The sequence below is a fragment of the Erwinia tasmaniensis Et1/99 genome (genome assembly GCF_000026185.1).
Lineage (GTDB): Bacteria > Pseudomonadota > Gammaproteobacteria > Enterobacterales > Enterobacteriaceae > Erwinia > Erwinia tasmaniensis.
Window position 1 is genome coordinate 1,195,487 of the sequence record NC_010694.1, and the last position, 15,598, is coordinate 1,211,084.

General features: G+C 52.6%; 13 protein-coding genes. 5 read left to right on the forward strand and 8 right to left on the reverse strand.

Features of this window, described 5'->3' with window-relative positions; all coding sequences use genetic code 11:
* Positions 1-71 precede the first annotated feature (71 nt).
* Genes ETA_RS06410 through ETA_RS06420 form a run of 3 tightly spaced genes read right to left on the reverse strand, consistent with a single transcriptional unit; the run spans position 72 to position 1,787 of the window.
* The gene (locus tag ETA_RS06410) at positions 72-263 is read right to left on the reverse strand and encodes a YpfN family protein (RefSeq protein WP_012440817.1); all 192 of its coding nucleotides are present in this window, start codon (positions 261-263) and stop codon (positions 72-74) included.
* Between the two features lie 10 nt (positions 264-273).
* Positions 274-1,401 (reverse strand): succinyl-diaminopimelate desuccinylase, encoded by a 1,128-nt coding sequence (gene dapE / locus ETA_RS06415; RefSeq protein ID WP_012440818.1) that lies wholly within the window; start codon positions 1,399-1,401, stop codon positions 274-276.
* 2 nt (positions 1,402-1,403) lie between these two features.
* On the reverse strand, positions 1,404-1,787 hold the full coding sequence (locus ETA_RS06420; protein WP_012440819.1) for an ArsC family reductase: 384 nt from the start codon (positions 1,785-1,787) through the stop codon (positions 1,404-1,406).
* A 400-nt stretch (positions 1,788-2,187) separates the two neighbouring features.
* On the opposite strand from ETA_RS06420, the gene ETA_RS06430 reads away from it, so the two are divergent.
* Positions 2,188-2,382 (forward strand): hypothetical protein, encoded by a 195-nt coding sequence (locus ETA_RS06430; RefSeq protein ID WP_012440821.1) that lies wholly within the window; start codon positions 2,188-2,190, stop codon positions 2,380-2,382.
* 190 nt (positions 2,383-2,572) lie between these two features.
* Here the strand turns inward: ETA_RS06430 and ETA_RS06435 are convergent, their stop codons facing one another.
* Positions 2,573-4,174, reverse strand: coding sequence for a colicin-like pore-forming protein (locus ETA_RS06435; protein ID WP_012440822.1), 1,602 nt, complete (start codon positions 4,172-4,174; stop codon positions 2,573-2,575).
* Between the two features lie 618 nt (positions 4,175-4,792).
* Between ETA_RS06435 and ypfM the strand changes: the two genes are divergently transcribed.
* Positions 4,793-4,852 carry a protein YpfM gene (gene ypfM, locus ETA_RS19885; RefSeq protein WP_004158969.1) on the forward strand — a complete coding sequence of 20 codons (60 nt, stop codon included), beginning with the start codon at positions 4,793-4,795 and terminating at the stop codon, positions 4,850-4,852.
* 95 nt (positions 4,853-4,947) lie between these two features.
* Here the strand turns inward: ypfM and acrD are convergent, their stop codons facing one another.
* Together acrD and ETA_RS06445 are read right to left on the reverse strand one after the other, a co-directional pair.
* Complete coding sequence (gene acrD / locus ETA_RS06440; RefSeq protein WP_012440824.1) at positions 4,948-8,061, reverse strand: multidrug efflux RND transporter permease AcrD; 3,114 nt, start codon at positions 8,059-8,061, stop codon at positions 4,948-4,950.
* A 218-nt stretch (positions 8,062-8,279) separates the two neighbouring features.
* A complete protein-coding gene (locus tag ETA_RS06445; RefSeq protein WP_012440825.1) occupies positions 8,280-8,912 on the reverse strand; it encodes a response regulator in 633 nt (210 codons plus the stop codon).
* Positions 8,913-9,233: 321 nt separating this feature from the next.
* Between ETA_RS06445 and ETA_RS06450 the strand changes: the two genes are divergently transcribed.
* The 3 genes from ETA_RS06450 (at position 9,234) to nudK (ending at position 11,984) form a co-directional block, all read left to right on the forward strand.
* Positions 9,234-9,509 carry a YdgH/BhsA/McbA family protein gene (locus ETA_RS06450; protein ID WP_012440826.1) on the forward strand — a complete coding sequence of 92 codons (276 nt, stop codon included), beginning with the start codon at positions 9,234-9,236 and terminating at the stop codon, positions 9,507-9,509.
* 329 nt (positions 9,510-9,838) lie between these two features.
* Complete coding sequence (ansP, locus tag ETA_RS06455; protein ID WP_042958734.1) at positions 9,839-11,287, forward strand: L-asparagine permease; 1,449 nt, start codon at positions 9,839-9,841, stop codon at positions 11,285-11,287.
* 112 nt (positions 11,288-11,399) lie between these two features.
* On the forward strand, positions 11,400-11,984 hold the full coding sequence (gene nudK / locus ETA_RS06460) for a GDP-mannose pyrophosphatase NudK (RefSeq protein WP_042958735.1): 585 nt from the start codon (positions 11,400-11,402) through the stop codon (positions 11,982-11,984).
* Between the two features lie 211 nt (positions 11,985-12,195).
* On the opposite strand, the gene tkt is transcribed toward nudK, so the two are convergent.
* Positions 12,196-14,196 carry a transketolase gene (gene tkt / locus ETA_RS06465; protein ID WP_012440829.1) on the reverse strand — a complete coding sequence of 667 codons (2,001 nt, stop codon included), beginning with the start codon at positions 14,194-14,196 and terminating at the stop codon, positions 12,196-12,198.
* Between the two features lie 71 nt (positions 14,197-14,267).
* Positions 14,268-15,218: a transaldolase gene (tal, locus tag ETA_RS06470; RefSeq protein ID WP_012440830.1), complete on the reverse strand. Its 951-nt coding sequence runs from the start codon at positions 15,216-15,218 to the stop codon at positions 14,268-14,270.
* Positions 15,219-15,598 lie beyond the last annotated feature (380 nt).

A 15,598-nucleotide genomic window follows, 5' to 3' on the forward strand; every position in this document is an offset into this window, starting at 1 on the left:
CGTGGGGACAAATTTCAGTGCAGTTGCGGTGACCCCGGCCTGTTCGCCGGGGTTGGAGAGGAGAACCGGCGTTATTTCTTTTTGGGCCAGTCGTCCTCATCATCATCCCACTTATGATTGAAATCCCGGTGCGGCGGAAGGTCTGGCTTGTTGTCCAGATATTTTTTGGGATCGATACGCTTCAGGTCTTTATAGACGTTCATTAGAATGCCAACCATCAGCAGGATCACCAGGATCCACCAGTACTCTTTTAACCATTCCATTTTTTCACCTTTAAGCGACCAGCTGTTCCATAATCCGCTGATACATGCGGCTGAGCAGCTGCAAATCAGCGGCCTTCACACACTCATCAACTTTATGAATGGTGGCATTCACCGGCCCCAGCTCTACCACCTGTGCACCCATGCGTGCAATAAAGCGCCCGTCGGAGGTCCCGCCGGTAGTGAGCAGCTGCGGCCTGATTTCATTATAGTGCTCAACCGCGTTGACCACCGCATCAACAAGCTTGCCCCGTGAGGTAAGGAACGGCTGGCCGGAGAGTTTCCACTCAATGCTGTAGCGTAACTGATGGCGTTCAAGCAGCGCCTGCACCTTCTGCTGGATCATGACATCGGTCAATTCGGTGCTGAAGCGGAAATTGAACTGGACGAAACAGTCGCCGGGAATGACATTATTGCTGCCTGTACCGGCCTGCACGTTGGCAATCTGCATACTGGTTGGCGGGAAGAATTCATTGCCTTTATCCCATTCGGTGGCAACCAGCTCATTCAGCGCGGGCATGGCACGATGTACCGGGTTATCCGCAAGGTGGGGATAGGCCACATGGCCCTGTACGCCGTGGATCGTCAGATTAGCGGTGATGGAGCCCCGGCGACCGTTCTTTGCCACGTCACCCACCACTTCCGTGCTGGAAGGCTCACCGACCAGACAATAATCCAGGCGCTCATGACGCGCCATCAGGGCTTCCACCACTTTTACCGTTCCGTTAGTGGCGCTTGCCTCTTCATCTGAGGTGATCAAAAACGCCAGACGGCCCTCATGCTGCGGATAGTTAGCAACAAAACGTTCAGCGGCAACGACCATTGCCGCCAGCGAACCTTTCATATCGGCCGCACCGCGGCCGTACAACATGCCGTCGCGGATAGTCGGTTCAAACGGTGGATTGTTCCAGCGCGTGACATCACCAGTGGGCACCACGTCGGTGTGACCGGCGAAGGCCAGGGTTTCCCCCTTGCCGCGCCACGCCCAGAAATTAAGCGTATCGCCAATATTCATCGTCTCAATGGTGAAGCCCAGCGCCTGTAGTCGAGCAATCAAGATGGCCTGGCAACCGGCATCATCAGGGCTGAGGGAAGGGCGACGAATAAGCTGTTGCGCCAGCTCAATGACCGGACAGTGCATAGTTATGACTTCTCCTGAATAAACGTCTGATAAGTGGATTCGCTGAAGCCCAACAGCATAGAGCCATCCGGGGCGTGGAGCAACGGGCGTTTAATGATTGCCGGGTGGGCGAGCATTAATGCCTGCGCGCTGGACGAATTGTTCACCGCGGCACGTTCAGACTCATCCAGTTTCCGCCAGGTGGTTCCACGCGTATTGAGCATCGCCTCCCAGCCAAGCTTTGCGATAAAGCTCTGGAGCAGCTCCGCGTCGAGCCCGTCAGCGCGGTAGTCATGGAACTGATAATCCACGCCGCTGGCATCCAGATACCTGCGTGCCTTCTTGATGGTGTCGCAGTTCTTAATGCCGTAGAGCCTCAACACACCTTTTTGAGCATTGTCTTTCATGGAATATTTACCTTATGGATCGTGCCGCGTTCAAAACGGGGAGAGCCTGAACCGGCAGCCGTCGTGACTAATCAATTAGTTACAGATAATGCCCTACAGGTGGGTTTCGATCCACACCTTGTACCTGTTCTTAGCACGGGGCTTATACATTAAGCCTTTATTCTCGCCCATATGGATTAAGAGGCGATAAAGAAAGCGTTGAACCGCCGGATGAAGAGATGGGGATAAGGTTGTTATACCAGACGCATAACCAGGAGTTTTACGTCTTGTCCGGCCAATGCCGACTGATGTACCCTTCTGTTTTATGTGGTTTTCAACCGGTTTTTGATCGATTAGGTGGAGCATAATCACCATCAGTGTCACTTATCAGGCCGAGAAATTTTTTCAGAAGGAGCGCGCGATGAACTATATGAAAGAGTCTGCTGCACATGCGGTTGAAGAAACACGTTCGACTATCGTATTGACCCGCAAAAAAACAACCCGATGTAAGGAATTTTCTCATATTGTCGAGATGGTTTTACAAGAGCACCCGGATGCAAAAACCCATATTGACAGTGAAAGCGGGGGCTATGACAAAGTGGTTATTCTTAAATGATCTCTCTACCCGCCGCTACGGCGTGACGGTTCGCCGGTTTTCCTCTCCCGCCGCGCCAGGCTGGTGGCGGGGAATATTTAAGGCCATACGGGGTAAAGGTGCTGCCGTATCATATTCCCCGCTCAGGTCATTATTATCAACGGTTGAGGAAACGTTTGCTTTGTCAAAAACGCAATATGGTCGATAACGATCAAATACCTAATTTTCTGTTTATTTTTTCTACAAACTTATCGTTAACAAAAAAACCAACCAGCGTCATTATTAAGGCAAACCCTAAAATGCCCATCGGCGTGCCCAGGATGATGCTGTATGCAAACGCGGTCAGAAACGTTGCCACCTTACCGGCTGCTAGGGTTTCCAGCTTGACGTAAAAAGGTCTCCAGTTGTTGGTGTCCATCGCTTTTTTCAACTCTATCGCCGTTTCATAAGCATCTATTCCGCTGCCGATCAGACCAAATCCTTTGCTGAATCTGGCAAAGTTTTTCGTCATTTCATCTTGGGAAAGTGATTCAAGCGCCTTGCCGATCGCCTCCTGATCTTTGGTGCTGAATTTTTTGTTTAGCACGTTCTTATATTTTTCAAATGCCTCCAGCGCTTCATCGGCGTTACGTATCTGCCTTCCCTTTGCCTCCCATGCCAACTCTTGCGCAATTTCAGCCGACTTCTCTCCCCATTTTTCTGTCAACTCTTTATAAAAATCCGAAGTGAATTTAATGGCACTAAGAATTTCACCCATTTCTTTCTCATCATCCCCCTCTATTTTTGCGGCTAAGAATGGACTTAACGGTAGTGGCCGAATCGGAGGTGATTTTATTGGCACCAGGGGTATCAGTGCCGTTGGTTTTTTCAAGGCGAGATCAGCATTGAACGTAAGAAAAGGAGATAATGGAGGCTCAATAACAACGGGCTCAATCACAATGGGATCGGTGAGAACCGGCTCCGGGGCCAGAGGCTTAATAGCCGTTTCAATGACCGGATTTTTAACATCATTGATCGTGACTGGTCTTGTTTTTCGCTCTTCCTGCGCTTTTAAGGCTTGTTCCGCATTTTCAATACTTACCTTTTCATTATTAAGGCTTTCCGTTTTATTAATAATATCAGTACAGATTATTTTTACTCGATCTAAGTAGGTAACGAGATTGTTTTTTTCCTCCATTTCCTGCTGAATTTTTGGCAAGTAAAGCGTATTCCAGAGCGTTATTATATGGCGATAAACAGGGCTGATGCTCAACACGAAATCAAACACAAATGGACGAGCATCGCGAAAGTTTTGCATTTTGACATCGTCACGTTGAACGAATTGCTCAAATGCCGTGACGGCAGCCTGCGTGCTGATATTCACATCCTGCCCGGCTTTATTTCTTAGCAGTCTATTTTCCTGTAACGCGGTGGTGGCCTCTTGTAATACGGCCGCTGCTGCCTGGAGAACGGCGTGATGGATCAGGCCAGATTTATTTAGTGACTCCAGTAAACTCATCGAATCATGAACGATCTTTTCATCATCGTAATGATGAGCATTTTTCGCTTTGATGATAAGTTCATTAATCTGCGCTTGCCCTTCCCTGATGGATTCAAGGCTATGATGGCCCGATTTATGCGGGTCGTAATGAGTAACGGGGCCAATTCCGTGCGACATTGCGCTTTCCATGCCGGGCCAGCCGACATAGACCGGGCGTTCCGTTTTGGTGCCGGCAATTGAGCCGGGGCCGATAGGGCCGCCGGTGATGGTGATGATGACACGTCCGTCTGCGCCATAGGGCACGCCATTTCTGTAATAAGCGGGTGTTGCCATTGATCTCTTCCTTGTATAATCAGGCTGGTTAAATTTAATTTTTTTCGCACGCTCATTAATATGAGTAGCGAGGAGAAGAAGTCAGCTATGATTCATGCTGATTTCAACGGGTGACTTCATGCCGAGAATGATTAAAAAACGTTATTCAGAGACTGTATTCCGTTTTTGTTTATTCCTGATAAAGTGGTTTTTTAACTTACCACGCAATAAATATGGGGGGCATTGATTTTCATTTTTTATTGATGAAGAAGTGATGGGTATATTGGACAATGCTGTGGTTGGTTGAAGTTAGGCATTAAAAAGGCTGGCAGTATTTTATCTCCCTTTGTAAAACGATGGAAATATAAACTTTATCATAACAAAAAATCGTTTTCCTCCCGTGCTCCGGGATCTCGTAAAATATCTAGCTTCCGTCTGCCGGATAATATTTATCGCGCGTTGACTCAAGGTGACGTTTTAATTAATGAAGAAACCCTCTACCGATGGCGCTTGCGAGGGCAGGCATTCGTTGGAGAATGCAAGCTGTCATCGGCAATCGCTCCACCCTGGTTGAGAGATATATCTGGTGTTTTTATAAGGTTAATCTTAAAATGCAGCAGAACCAAAAGAGGAGTGATGATGATTGATTTAGAACTGGGGAACTGGAAAGACTTCATTGAAGAGATGTTACGTAAGTAATACGGTCAAGAAGAACGTTGCAGTATCATGTTGATCTGCTTCTACTTTCAGTAAAATAATAAAAGGCAGCCACCCGCGGGCTGCCTTTTTTATATTTAGCGTATTTTATCTTTCAGCGGGAAGCGCCGCCGCACCATGACAAAAAACAGGGGAACAAAGAATACCGCCAGCACTGTGGCGGAGATCATCCCGCCCAGTACCCCAGTCCCTACCGCATGCTGGCTGCTGGATCCAGCGCCCTGGCTGATGGCCATTGGCAACACGCCAAAAATAAACGCCAGTGACGTCATCAGGATTGGCCGCAGCCGCTGGCGAGATGCTTCCAGCGTTGCCGCTACCAGCTCCTGACCACGAGCGTTGATCTCATTAGCGAATTCCACAATCAATATGGCGTTTTTCGCCGACAGCCCGATGACCGTCAGCAATCCGACCTGAAAATAGACATCGTTTTCCAGCCCGCGCAGCCAGGTGGCGATCAGGGCACCCAGCACCCCCAACGGCACGACCAGCATGACCGAGAAGGGGATTGACCAACTTTCATAAAGAGCGGCCAGGCACAGGAATACCACTAACAGAGACAGGGCATAGAGCGCAGGAGCCTGCGCTCCGCTCATTCGTTCCTGCAATGATGCGCCTGTCCACTGCAAACTGATACCGACGGGTAACTGGGCGACCAGCTTTTCCATCACGTCCATTGCTGCACCATTGCTGACACCTGTCGCCGATTCGCCGACAATCTCCAGCGCCGAATAGCCGTTATAACGCTCAAGGCGCGGTGAGCCGCTTTCCCAGTGTGAGCGGGCGAAGGCGGTAAACGGCACCATCCCGCCGCTGTCGTTGCGGACATACCATTTGCTGATATCGTCAGGCAGCATGCGGAATGGTGCATCGGCCTGTACGTAGACTTTTTTCACCCGACCACGGTCAAGGAAGTCGTTAACATAGCTCGATCCCCAGCCGGTTTGCAGCGTGGCGTTGATGTCATCCAGGGATATACCCAGCGCTTGCGCCTTACGTTGGTCGATATCAATGCGCAGCTGTGAACTGTCATCCAGCCCGTTATGCCGTACGCGCGTTAGCGAGGGATTTTTCTGCGCCATGTCCAGCAGCGTATTGCGTGCGCTCATTAATGCGCGATGTCCGAGACCCGCATTATCCTGTAGCTCCATATCAAAACCCGCAGAGTTGCCCAGCCCGGTGATGGCTGCCGGGCTGCTGGCAACCACTTTTGCTTCGTTTATACTGCGAAATGCGCGGGTGGCGCGTTCGATAATCGCAAAGGAGCTGTTATCGCTGCCGTGTCTGTCCTGCCAGTCTTTCAGGCGCACAAAAAGGCGCGCCACGTTTTGCCCGTTCCCGCCCGGCCCGGCGCCCACGGTGGCAAATACGGAGAGCACGTTATTTTGTTCGTGGGTCAGATAGTAGTGTTCGACCTTTTCCACCACTTTCATCGTCTGTTGCAGGGTTGAGCCAGGCGGTAATTGAACCTGGGTGGTGAAAATACCGCGATCTTCTAACGGCAGAAACGAGCCGGGCAGGCGAATAAACAGCAATGCCATCACACCGATTAATGCCAGATATACCAGCAGCCAACGCCCGCCTTTAGCGAGCATTTTCCCCACGCCATCCTTATAGCGTTCTGCATTATGGTTAAACATACGGTTGAACCAGCCGAAGAAGCCGCGCCGTCCGTGATGGCTCCCCTGGGCCAGAGGTTTGAGCAGGGTAGAGCACAGGGCAGGGGTGAGGATCATCGCCACCAGGACTGACAGTACCATTGCTGAGACGATGGTGACCGAGAACTGACGATAAATAGCGCCGGTGGTACCGCCAAAGAAAGCCATCGGCACGAACACTGCCGACAGCACCAGCGCGATGCCCACCAGCGCTCCCTGAATCTGTCCCATTGATTTACGCGTGGCGTCACGCGGGGAAAGGCCCTCTTCCGTCATGATACGCTCGACATTTTCAACCACCACGATGGCATCATCTACCAGCAGGCCGATTGCCAGCACCATCGCGAACATGGTCAGGGTATTGATGCTGTAGCCGAAGGCATAAAGTACGCCGAACGTGCCAAAAAGGACTACCGGAACGGCAATCGTTGGGATTAACGTGGCGCGGAAATTTTGCAGGAACAGGTACATCACCAGGAAAACCAGCAGTACGGCTTCAAACAGGGTTTTCACCACGTCTTCAATAGATGCCTTCACAAAGGGGGATGTTTCAAAAGCGATCTCAGCTTTCAGGCCGTGAGGGAAGAAGCGTGACAGCTCGTCAAGACGCGCGCGGACCAACGTATCGGTCTGCAGTTCATTGGCACCCGATGCCAGCTTGATCCCCAGCCCTGAAGCGTCCATCCCGTTGTAGCGGCTCAGATAATCATATTTCTCTGCGCCAAGCTCAATGCGCGCGACCTGACCCAGCGTCACGACCGAACCATCGGTATTGACGCGCAGCGTTATCGCACGGAACTGTTCCGGGGTTTGCAGCAGCGACTGCGAATTTATCGTGGCATTCAGCGCCTGGCTGGGGACCGACGGCAGGCCGCCTAATTGGCCAACCGCAATCTGACTGTTCTGCGATTTAATGGCATCAACCACTTCCGTGGTGGTCAGCGCGTAGTCAATCAGCTTGTCAGGGTCGAGCCAGATACGCATCGCATACTGAGAACCGTAGGCGTCCACCTGACCCACGCCGTTAATGCGGCTTAGCGGATCCTGCAAATGGCTGGCGACATAGTCAGAGATATCTTGTCTGTCCATGCTGCCGTCCGTTGATACGAACGCCACCATCAGTATATTGGTATCGCCGGTTTTATTGACGGTAACCCCCTGTGACTGCACATCCTGGGGTAATTTACGCATGGCGGTTTGCAGCTGATTTTGCACCTGCTGGCGAGCTTCATCCGGATTTGTGCCGGCCTCAAATGTCAGGGTGACGGTCGCCTGGCCGGTATTACTGCTCTGTGAAGACATGTACATCAGGTTATCGATGCCGGTCATATTTTGCTCAATCACCTGGGTTACGGTATTTTCCAGGGTTTCAGCTGAGGCACCGGGATAATTAGCGGTGATGCGAACGTTAGGTGGGGCCAGGTCGGGGTACTGCTCAATCGGCAGGGAGACGATTGCCAGCCCTCCGGTTAAGCACAACAGGATCGCCAGCACCCATGCAAAAATAGGGCGGTCGATAAAAAAATTCGCCATCTTAAAGAAACTCCACAGCCGTTAGCCGAATAAATATAAGCGTACCTTGTTTATCGCTCACCGGTGGCATATTGAGTCTGGTTCAGGGGTAATCTTCATTTATTCAATACGCTGCGGCAGTGAATCACTCTACCCGCCACAGCGCCAGTAATCGTGAAGAAATTGAGGAGATAATGTAAATTATCGTGCGCGACGCCAGATCACGCCCTTAATTCGCCTCATCGGCAGGACTCCAGCCACAGCACGGTTGCCGCAACGCGCGAACGAACGTGGAGTTTTCGCAGCACGCTGCGTATATGCACTTTTACCGTCTGTTCCGATATCGCCAGCATTTCTGCTATCTGCTTATTGGCCAATCCGCTGGCGACCTCCCTCATCACCTCTTGCTCACGTACAGTAAGGATAGCAAGCGGGTTGTGTATCCATTTGTCCAGGGCATCGGGAGCCTCCAGACCGGGGCTGTAGGCCACGCCGCCTTCTGCTACCACAATAATTTGTGCCAATAGTGTTTCCGGATCGCTATTTTTAAGCAGATATCCTTTGACTCCGGCCTCCCGCAGCACGGTGAAATCCCTGCGTTTAGCCGAAAAGGTCAGCACGACAACCGGTGATTCGATGCCGTTGGCCTGGAGCGCGTTCAGGGTATCAAGACCCGATATTCCCCGCATATTCAGATCCAGCAGGATCAGCTGCGGATGCAGCTGGCGTGCCTTGACTAGCGCCTCTGCACCGTCACCTGCCTCGACAATCATGTTAAATCGCCGGTCCATTGCCAGCAGCTGATACAGGCTACGGCGTAACAGTGGGTGCTCGCCTACAATCAGCACCTTACATTTTTGTGCTTCCTTCACGGTTCCTCCTTGTCTGAAAAGACTTTAGTCATCGTTGTCAGGCATACGGTTACGTAAGTCCCTCCTGGCGCATGGGGTTCTATCAACAGGGCGCCATTCAGATGTCATTTATGGTAGGGGACTTCCGAGCGTGATAATCGTTAGCCTGGATCGCAATGGGTTACCTCATCCCGTATTGGACATACATTCTTACCACCAGACAACGGTTTCTCGATGTAGTCGACAATACTTATACCGCCTTTACCTGGTGCTAACGATGCTTTTCATTCAGCGGGTCATAATGATCCTTGTGATCAACGTGTACAGTTTGAGGAGCGAAAAATGAACAAAAAATTGCCGATCCTGGTTGCGGCCAGTCTGTTGGCTATGGCTTCCTTCTCGACCCTGGCAGCTATTCAGGTAGATAACAGCCATGTCGGCGGCTTGCAGAGCATGGGCACCGTGTCCATATCCGGTGTCAGAGGGAGCTTAGATGACGCCACCCGCAAGCTGGCGAAAAAAGCCGATGCGTTGGGGGCCAGTCGCTACCGGATTATCGGGGTGAGTAACCCCGGTGACTCCAGCCAGTGGCTGGGCAACGCTGAGATATACCGTTAACCCTATTCCTCCCTTATCCTCACGTCCCCGTGTAGCCCTTCGTGTTGCCACTGACCGACCGCCTTTCGCGGTCGGTTTTTTTATGCGTTGTCCGACAAAAATCACATAAGCTCACGATTTCCCCCCTGGATTTTTTGCGTCATTTGAGTAGAAGGGTTAGGATGCATCGCCGCATTTTCCCTGAGAGGGGCAGAGATAAAATTCCAGCCGGCAGGGGAATTGTTCAAACATGTGCCAACAGAAGCAAACGTTTGGTTGGCCTATAAGAATAAAGGATACCCAGGACAGGTAACCGCATCGCATTGTGGACAGGACAACTAGGATTAAAAATGAAAGCAGATAAAAAAACCGGCGCAGAAAAACGCGCTGCAAGAAGACGTTGGTTAAACTCTCATGACTCTGGTTACCATCAGGCAATGGACAATCGTCATGTTCAAATGATTGCCATCGGCGGCGCAATCGGTACGGGCCTGTTCCTCGGTGCTGGCGCTCGTCTGCAGGCGGCGGGACCGGCACTGGCGCTGGTCTATTTGGTTTGTGGTGTTTTCTCTTTCTTCATTCTGCGTGCGCTGGGCGAATTAGTATTACACCGTCCATCAAGCGGAAATTTTGTCTCTTACGCCCGCGAATTTCTCGGTGAAAAAGCCTCTTATGTGGCTGGCTGGATGTACTTTGTTAACTGGGCGATGACCGGCATTGTCGATATCACCGCCGTTGCGCTTTATATGCACTATTGGGGCGCATTTGGTGACGTGCCGCAATGGGTGTTTGCACTGGGCGCACTGGCGATTGTCGGCACCATGAACATGATCGGCGTGAAGTGGTTCGCCGAAATGGAGTTCTGGTTTGCCCTGGTCAAGGTGCTGGCCATTGTCATCTTTCTTGTGGTCGGCGTGGTGTTCCTCGGCAGCGGTAAGCCGCTGGATGGCAACGCTACCGGTTTTCATTTGATCAGTGACAACGGGGGCTTTTTCCCCAATGGCCTGATGCCTGCACTGGTCCTGGTGCAGGGGGTCGTGTTTGCTTTTGCTTCCATTGAGCTGGTGGGAACCGCAGCGGGCGAATGTAAAGACCCGAAAACCATGCTGCCAAAGGCGATCAATAGCGTTATCTGGCGTATTGGCCTGTTTTACGTAGGTTCGGTGGTGCTGCTGGTTATGCTGCTGCCGTGGAATGCGTACCAGGCCGGGCAAAGTCCTTTTGTGACGTTCTTCTCTAAACTGGGCGTGCCGTACGTTGGCAGTATTATGAACATCGTGGTACTGAGCGCCGCGCTGTCCAGCCTGAACTCCGGTCTTTATTCAACCGGTCGTATTTTGCGCTCGATGGCGATGGGCGGATCGGCGCCGAAATTTATGTCTAAAATGAGCGGTCAGCAGGTTCCTTATATGGGCATTCTGGTGACCGTTGGCGTCTATATTATCGGCGTATATCTTAACTATATCGTGCCTTCCAGCGTGTTTGAGATCGTCCTGAACGTTGCGGCGCTGGGCATTATCTCCTCATGGGCGTTTATCGTGATATGCCAGATGAAACTGCGCAAAGCGATTAAAGAGGGCAAGGCCGAAGACGTTAGCTTTAAGATGCCGTGGGCTCCGTTCACCTCGTGGCTGACGCTGCTGTTCCTCGGCAGCGTACTGGTACTGATGGCGTTTGACTATCCGAACGGCACCTACACGATCGCATCGATTCCGTTAATTGCGGTGGTGCTGATCCTCGGCTGGTTTGGTGCACGTAAGCGTGTTAACGCGCTGGCGCAGGAACAACATAATCATTGATTGATACCGGGCGGTGCCGGCAATGGCACCGCCTTTTTTATGACGATCCCGTCGCCGTATGCGGCAAAACCCCCTAGAATTGAAGGCTGCCGAACGTTTATACGGAGCCACTATGCCAGCCAAGATTGACGTCATAAAAAATAAAATCCTGTCAGAAAACTGGTTTGTCCTGCGCAACTATACCTACCATCTCACCGCTAAAAACGGCACCGTTTTACGCCATAAACGTGAAGTCTACGATCGCGGTAATGGGGCCACCCTACTGCTCTATAATCGCGAAAAAAACAGCGTAGTGCTGACGCGTCAGTTCCGCATCGCTACCTGGGTAAATGGCAGTAACCCCGGAGGAGAACTGATTGAGGCCTGCGCCGGACTGCTGGACGATGACTCTCCGGAAGACTGCATTCGCAAAGAAGCCATAGAGGAAACCGGCTATGCCATCGGCGAGGTGGAAAAGCTGTTTGAGCTTTTTATGTCGCCCGGCGGCGTCACCGAACTGCTCTATTTCTTTGCGGCGGAATACAGCGATGCGCAGCGTGAAAATGATGGCGGTGGGGTAGAGGATGAAGCCATAGAGGTGCTGGAAATGACCTTCCCACAGGCGTGGCAGATGGTCAAAGACGGCCGTATTAAGGACGGCAAGACGGTGATGCTGTTGCAGCATGCTTTACTGGCGGGAAAGCTGCGTCTCGATTAGCGGCCGGCAAGCCCCTGGAACTTGGCCGGACATCAAATTGGCTTAAGCGAAGCCTGGGTGGCGCAGGATCAAAGCCGCAGACACCCCAGATCATAAATGGGCCGGGGACGGTTTATCACCGAACCCAGCCCGCAGGACTAGCCAGTCATTTTGCCAACCCTCATCAGGTCAGATGATGAGGGTATTGAGGCACCGTATTTTGCCGCAAAAATCAGTGTGGCTTCAGCAATGCCTCGGCGTGGCTCACGATGTTTTCTACCGTAAAGCCAAACTCTGCGAACAGTTTATCTGCCGGAGCCGATTCACCAAAGCAGGTCATGCCGACGATCGCGCCATTCAGGCCAACGTATTTGTACCAGTAATCCGCGATACCGGCTTCGACCGCCACGCGCGCCGTCACGGTAGATGGCAGCACGGACTCGCGGTAGGCGGCATCCTGTTTATCGAACAGATCGGTGGATGGCATCGACACGACGCGCACCTTGTGACCACTGGCGATGAGCTTCTCAGCCGCGCCCAGCGTAATTTCCACTTCGGAGCCTGTTGCAATCAGGATCACTTCCGGCGCGCCGTCGCTGTCTTTCAGCACGTACGCACCGCGCGAAATATTCTGCAACTGCTCTTTACTGCGTGTTGGCTGCGCCAGGTTTTGACGTGACAGGATCAGCGCGGTAGGTCCGTGGTGGCGCTCAATGGCATGTTTCCAGGCCACGGCGGTTTCCACCTGGTCACAGGGGCGCCAGACGCTCATATTTGGCGTGACGCGCAGGCTGGCTATCTGCTCAACCGGCTGATGCGTTGGGCCATCTTCCCCCAGACCAATCGAGTCATGGGTGTAAACCAGAATCTGGCGCGCCTTCATCAATGCCGCCATGCGTACTGCGTTACGCGCATACTCGACAAACATCAGGAAGGTCGCGGTATAGGGGATAAAACCGCCATGATGAGCAATACCGTTGGCGATTGCCGTCATGCCGAACTCACGTACGCCGTAGTGAATGTAGTTACCCGCGGTGTCTTCCTTAATCGATTTGGAACCGGACCAGAGCGTCAGGTTGCTGGGCGCTAAATCAGCAGAGCCGCCCAGGAACTCTTTGATCAGCGGACCGTAGGCTTCAAGCGCATTCTGCGACGCCTTGCGGCTGGCGATTTTCTGCGGATTAGCCTGTAGCTCCTCGATATATTTCTGCGTATCTGCCTGCCAGTTGTCCGGCATACCGCCAGCCATACGGCGGGTGTACTCCGCCGCCAGCTCAGGATGTGCGGCCTGATAGGCGGCGAATTTGGCATCCCATGCTTTCTCTGCTTTCTCACCCGCTTCTCTGGCATCCCAGCGAGCATAAATATCCTGCGGGATTTCAAACGGCGGATAATTCCAGCCCAGCTGTTTACGCGTCAGGGCCACTTCTTCATCGCCCAGCGCGGCGCCGTGCGACTCTTCCTTACCGGCTTTGTTTGGCGAACCGAAGCCGATAATAGTTTTACAGATAATCAGCGAGGGCTTATCCGTGACGCTCTGCGCTTCTTTGATCGCTGCGGCGACGGCTTCCGGGTTGTGGCCATCGATATCGTGGATCACATGCCAGTGGTAGGCCTCGAAACGTTTGGCGGTGTCGTCGGTAAACCAGCCATCGGTTTCACCATCGATAGAGATGCCGTTATGATCGTAAAAACCGATCAGTTTGCCCAGCCCCAGCGTGCCGGCAAGAGAGCTGACCTCGTGCGAGATGCCTTCCATCAGACAGCCATCGCCCATAAATACGTAGGTAAAGTGGTCGACGATTTCGTGATCGGGGCGGTTAAACTGGGAGGCCAGCGTGCGTTCAGCAATCGCCATACCCACGGCATTCGCCAGGCCCTGGCCCAATGGCCCGGTGGTGGTTTCAATGCCTGGGGTGTAACCGATTTCCGGGTGGCCCGGCGTTTTTGAGTGAAGCTGACGGAAGTTTTTCAACTCCTCCATCGGCAGGTCATAGCCGGTGAGATGCAGCAGGCTGTAGAGCAGCATCGAAGCGTGACCGTTGGAGAGGATAAAACGGTCGCGATCGGCCCACGCCGGGTTGTTCGGATTGTGGTGCATAAAGTCGCGCCACAGGACTTCAGCGATATCAGCCATTCCCATTGGTGCGCCAGGGTGGCCCGATTTCGCTTTTTGTACCGCATCCATACTGAGTGCGCGAATGGCGTTAGCCAGCTCTTTACGTGACGACATAGTTTCTCCCGAAGTTTACGGGGCGGACGTTCAGTCCACCCCGATAAATGGTGTGTTGATAAGAAAGCGGATTACAGACGAGCGGCCAGCACGTCTTCCAGCTTCTGCTGGTCAATGGCAAACTGACGGATGCCGTCTGCCAGCTTATCGACCGCCATTGGGTCCTGGTTGTGCTGCCAGCGGAACTCGGCTTCGTTCAGCGGCGTTGGCTGGTTAAAGGCTTCGGTCGACGGAATGAGCTTACGCTCAACCGGCGCGGTGCTTGCCTGCAGCTCTTCCAGCAGGTTAGGCGAGATGGTCAGGCGGTCGCAGCCGGCCAGCGCCAGAATCTGCTCAACTTTACGGAAGCTGGCGCCCATAATGACGGTGTTGTAACGGTGCTGTTTGTAATACTCATAGATGCTGCGCACTGACTTGACGCCGGGATCTTCATCGGCAATGTAGGGGTCAAGCGGCTTACGGCTGTTGTACCAGTCATAGATACGGCCTACGAAAGGTGAAATCAGAAACACGCCGGCTTCGGCACAGGCGCGTGCCTGGGCGAAGGAGAACAGCAGCGTCAGATTACAGTTGATGCCGTTTTTCTCCAGCTCTTCTGCGGCCCTGATCCCCTCCCAGGTGGAGGCGAGTTTGATCAGGATACGTGACCTGTCGATACCGTGCTCTTCATACATTCTTACCAGCTTTTCGGCTTTGGTCACGCACATTCCACGGTCGTAGGAGAGGCGCGCATCAACTTCAGTTGAGACACGGCCGGGCACGCTTTTCAGGATCTCCATACCGAGGTTGATATTGACTTTATCACTGGCATTAATGATCTGAGTCTCTTTGCTGCCACCCTGCTTTTTAGCGTAGTCGATGGCATCGGTGATCAGGTGTTTATACGAGTCGAGTGCGGAGGCTTTTAGGATCAGAGACGGGTTGGTGGTGGCATCTTCCGGGTGATAATTACGTATGGATTCAATGTCGCCACTGTCAGCCACCACGGTGGTGAATTGTTTCAGTGCGTCTAGCTGGTTCATATAAGCTCCTTGATAAGCAATCGGTAATGCAGAGGCAAGCGTGACGCTGTCAGTACGGTAGTTGAGATCAGAGTATGATGAGAATGCTACGCGCCACGGCTGAATGCGATGAGGTAACATTGCATCAGACCTGTAGCAATGAAAATGCGTTTTCCCTGATTGTTGCGATGGGTTCGCCCAATGGTCCGGCCGTAAAGCCAGAATTACCGTTAGTGAAAAGTGTAGCAGTTAGCGTAAAAAACGTGGCGTGGATAACGGGCCGTGGCACATATGGCTCAATTTCGCAGCGGGCCGCTATGTGCGCGGCGGTGGGAAACAAGAAGGGCCGGAGACCGGCCACCACAATCTGAAAAGCAAACGGGCGGGCGGTGCAACCAACC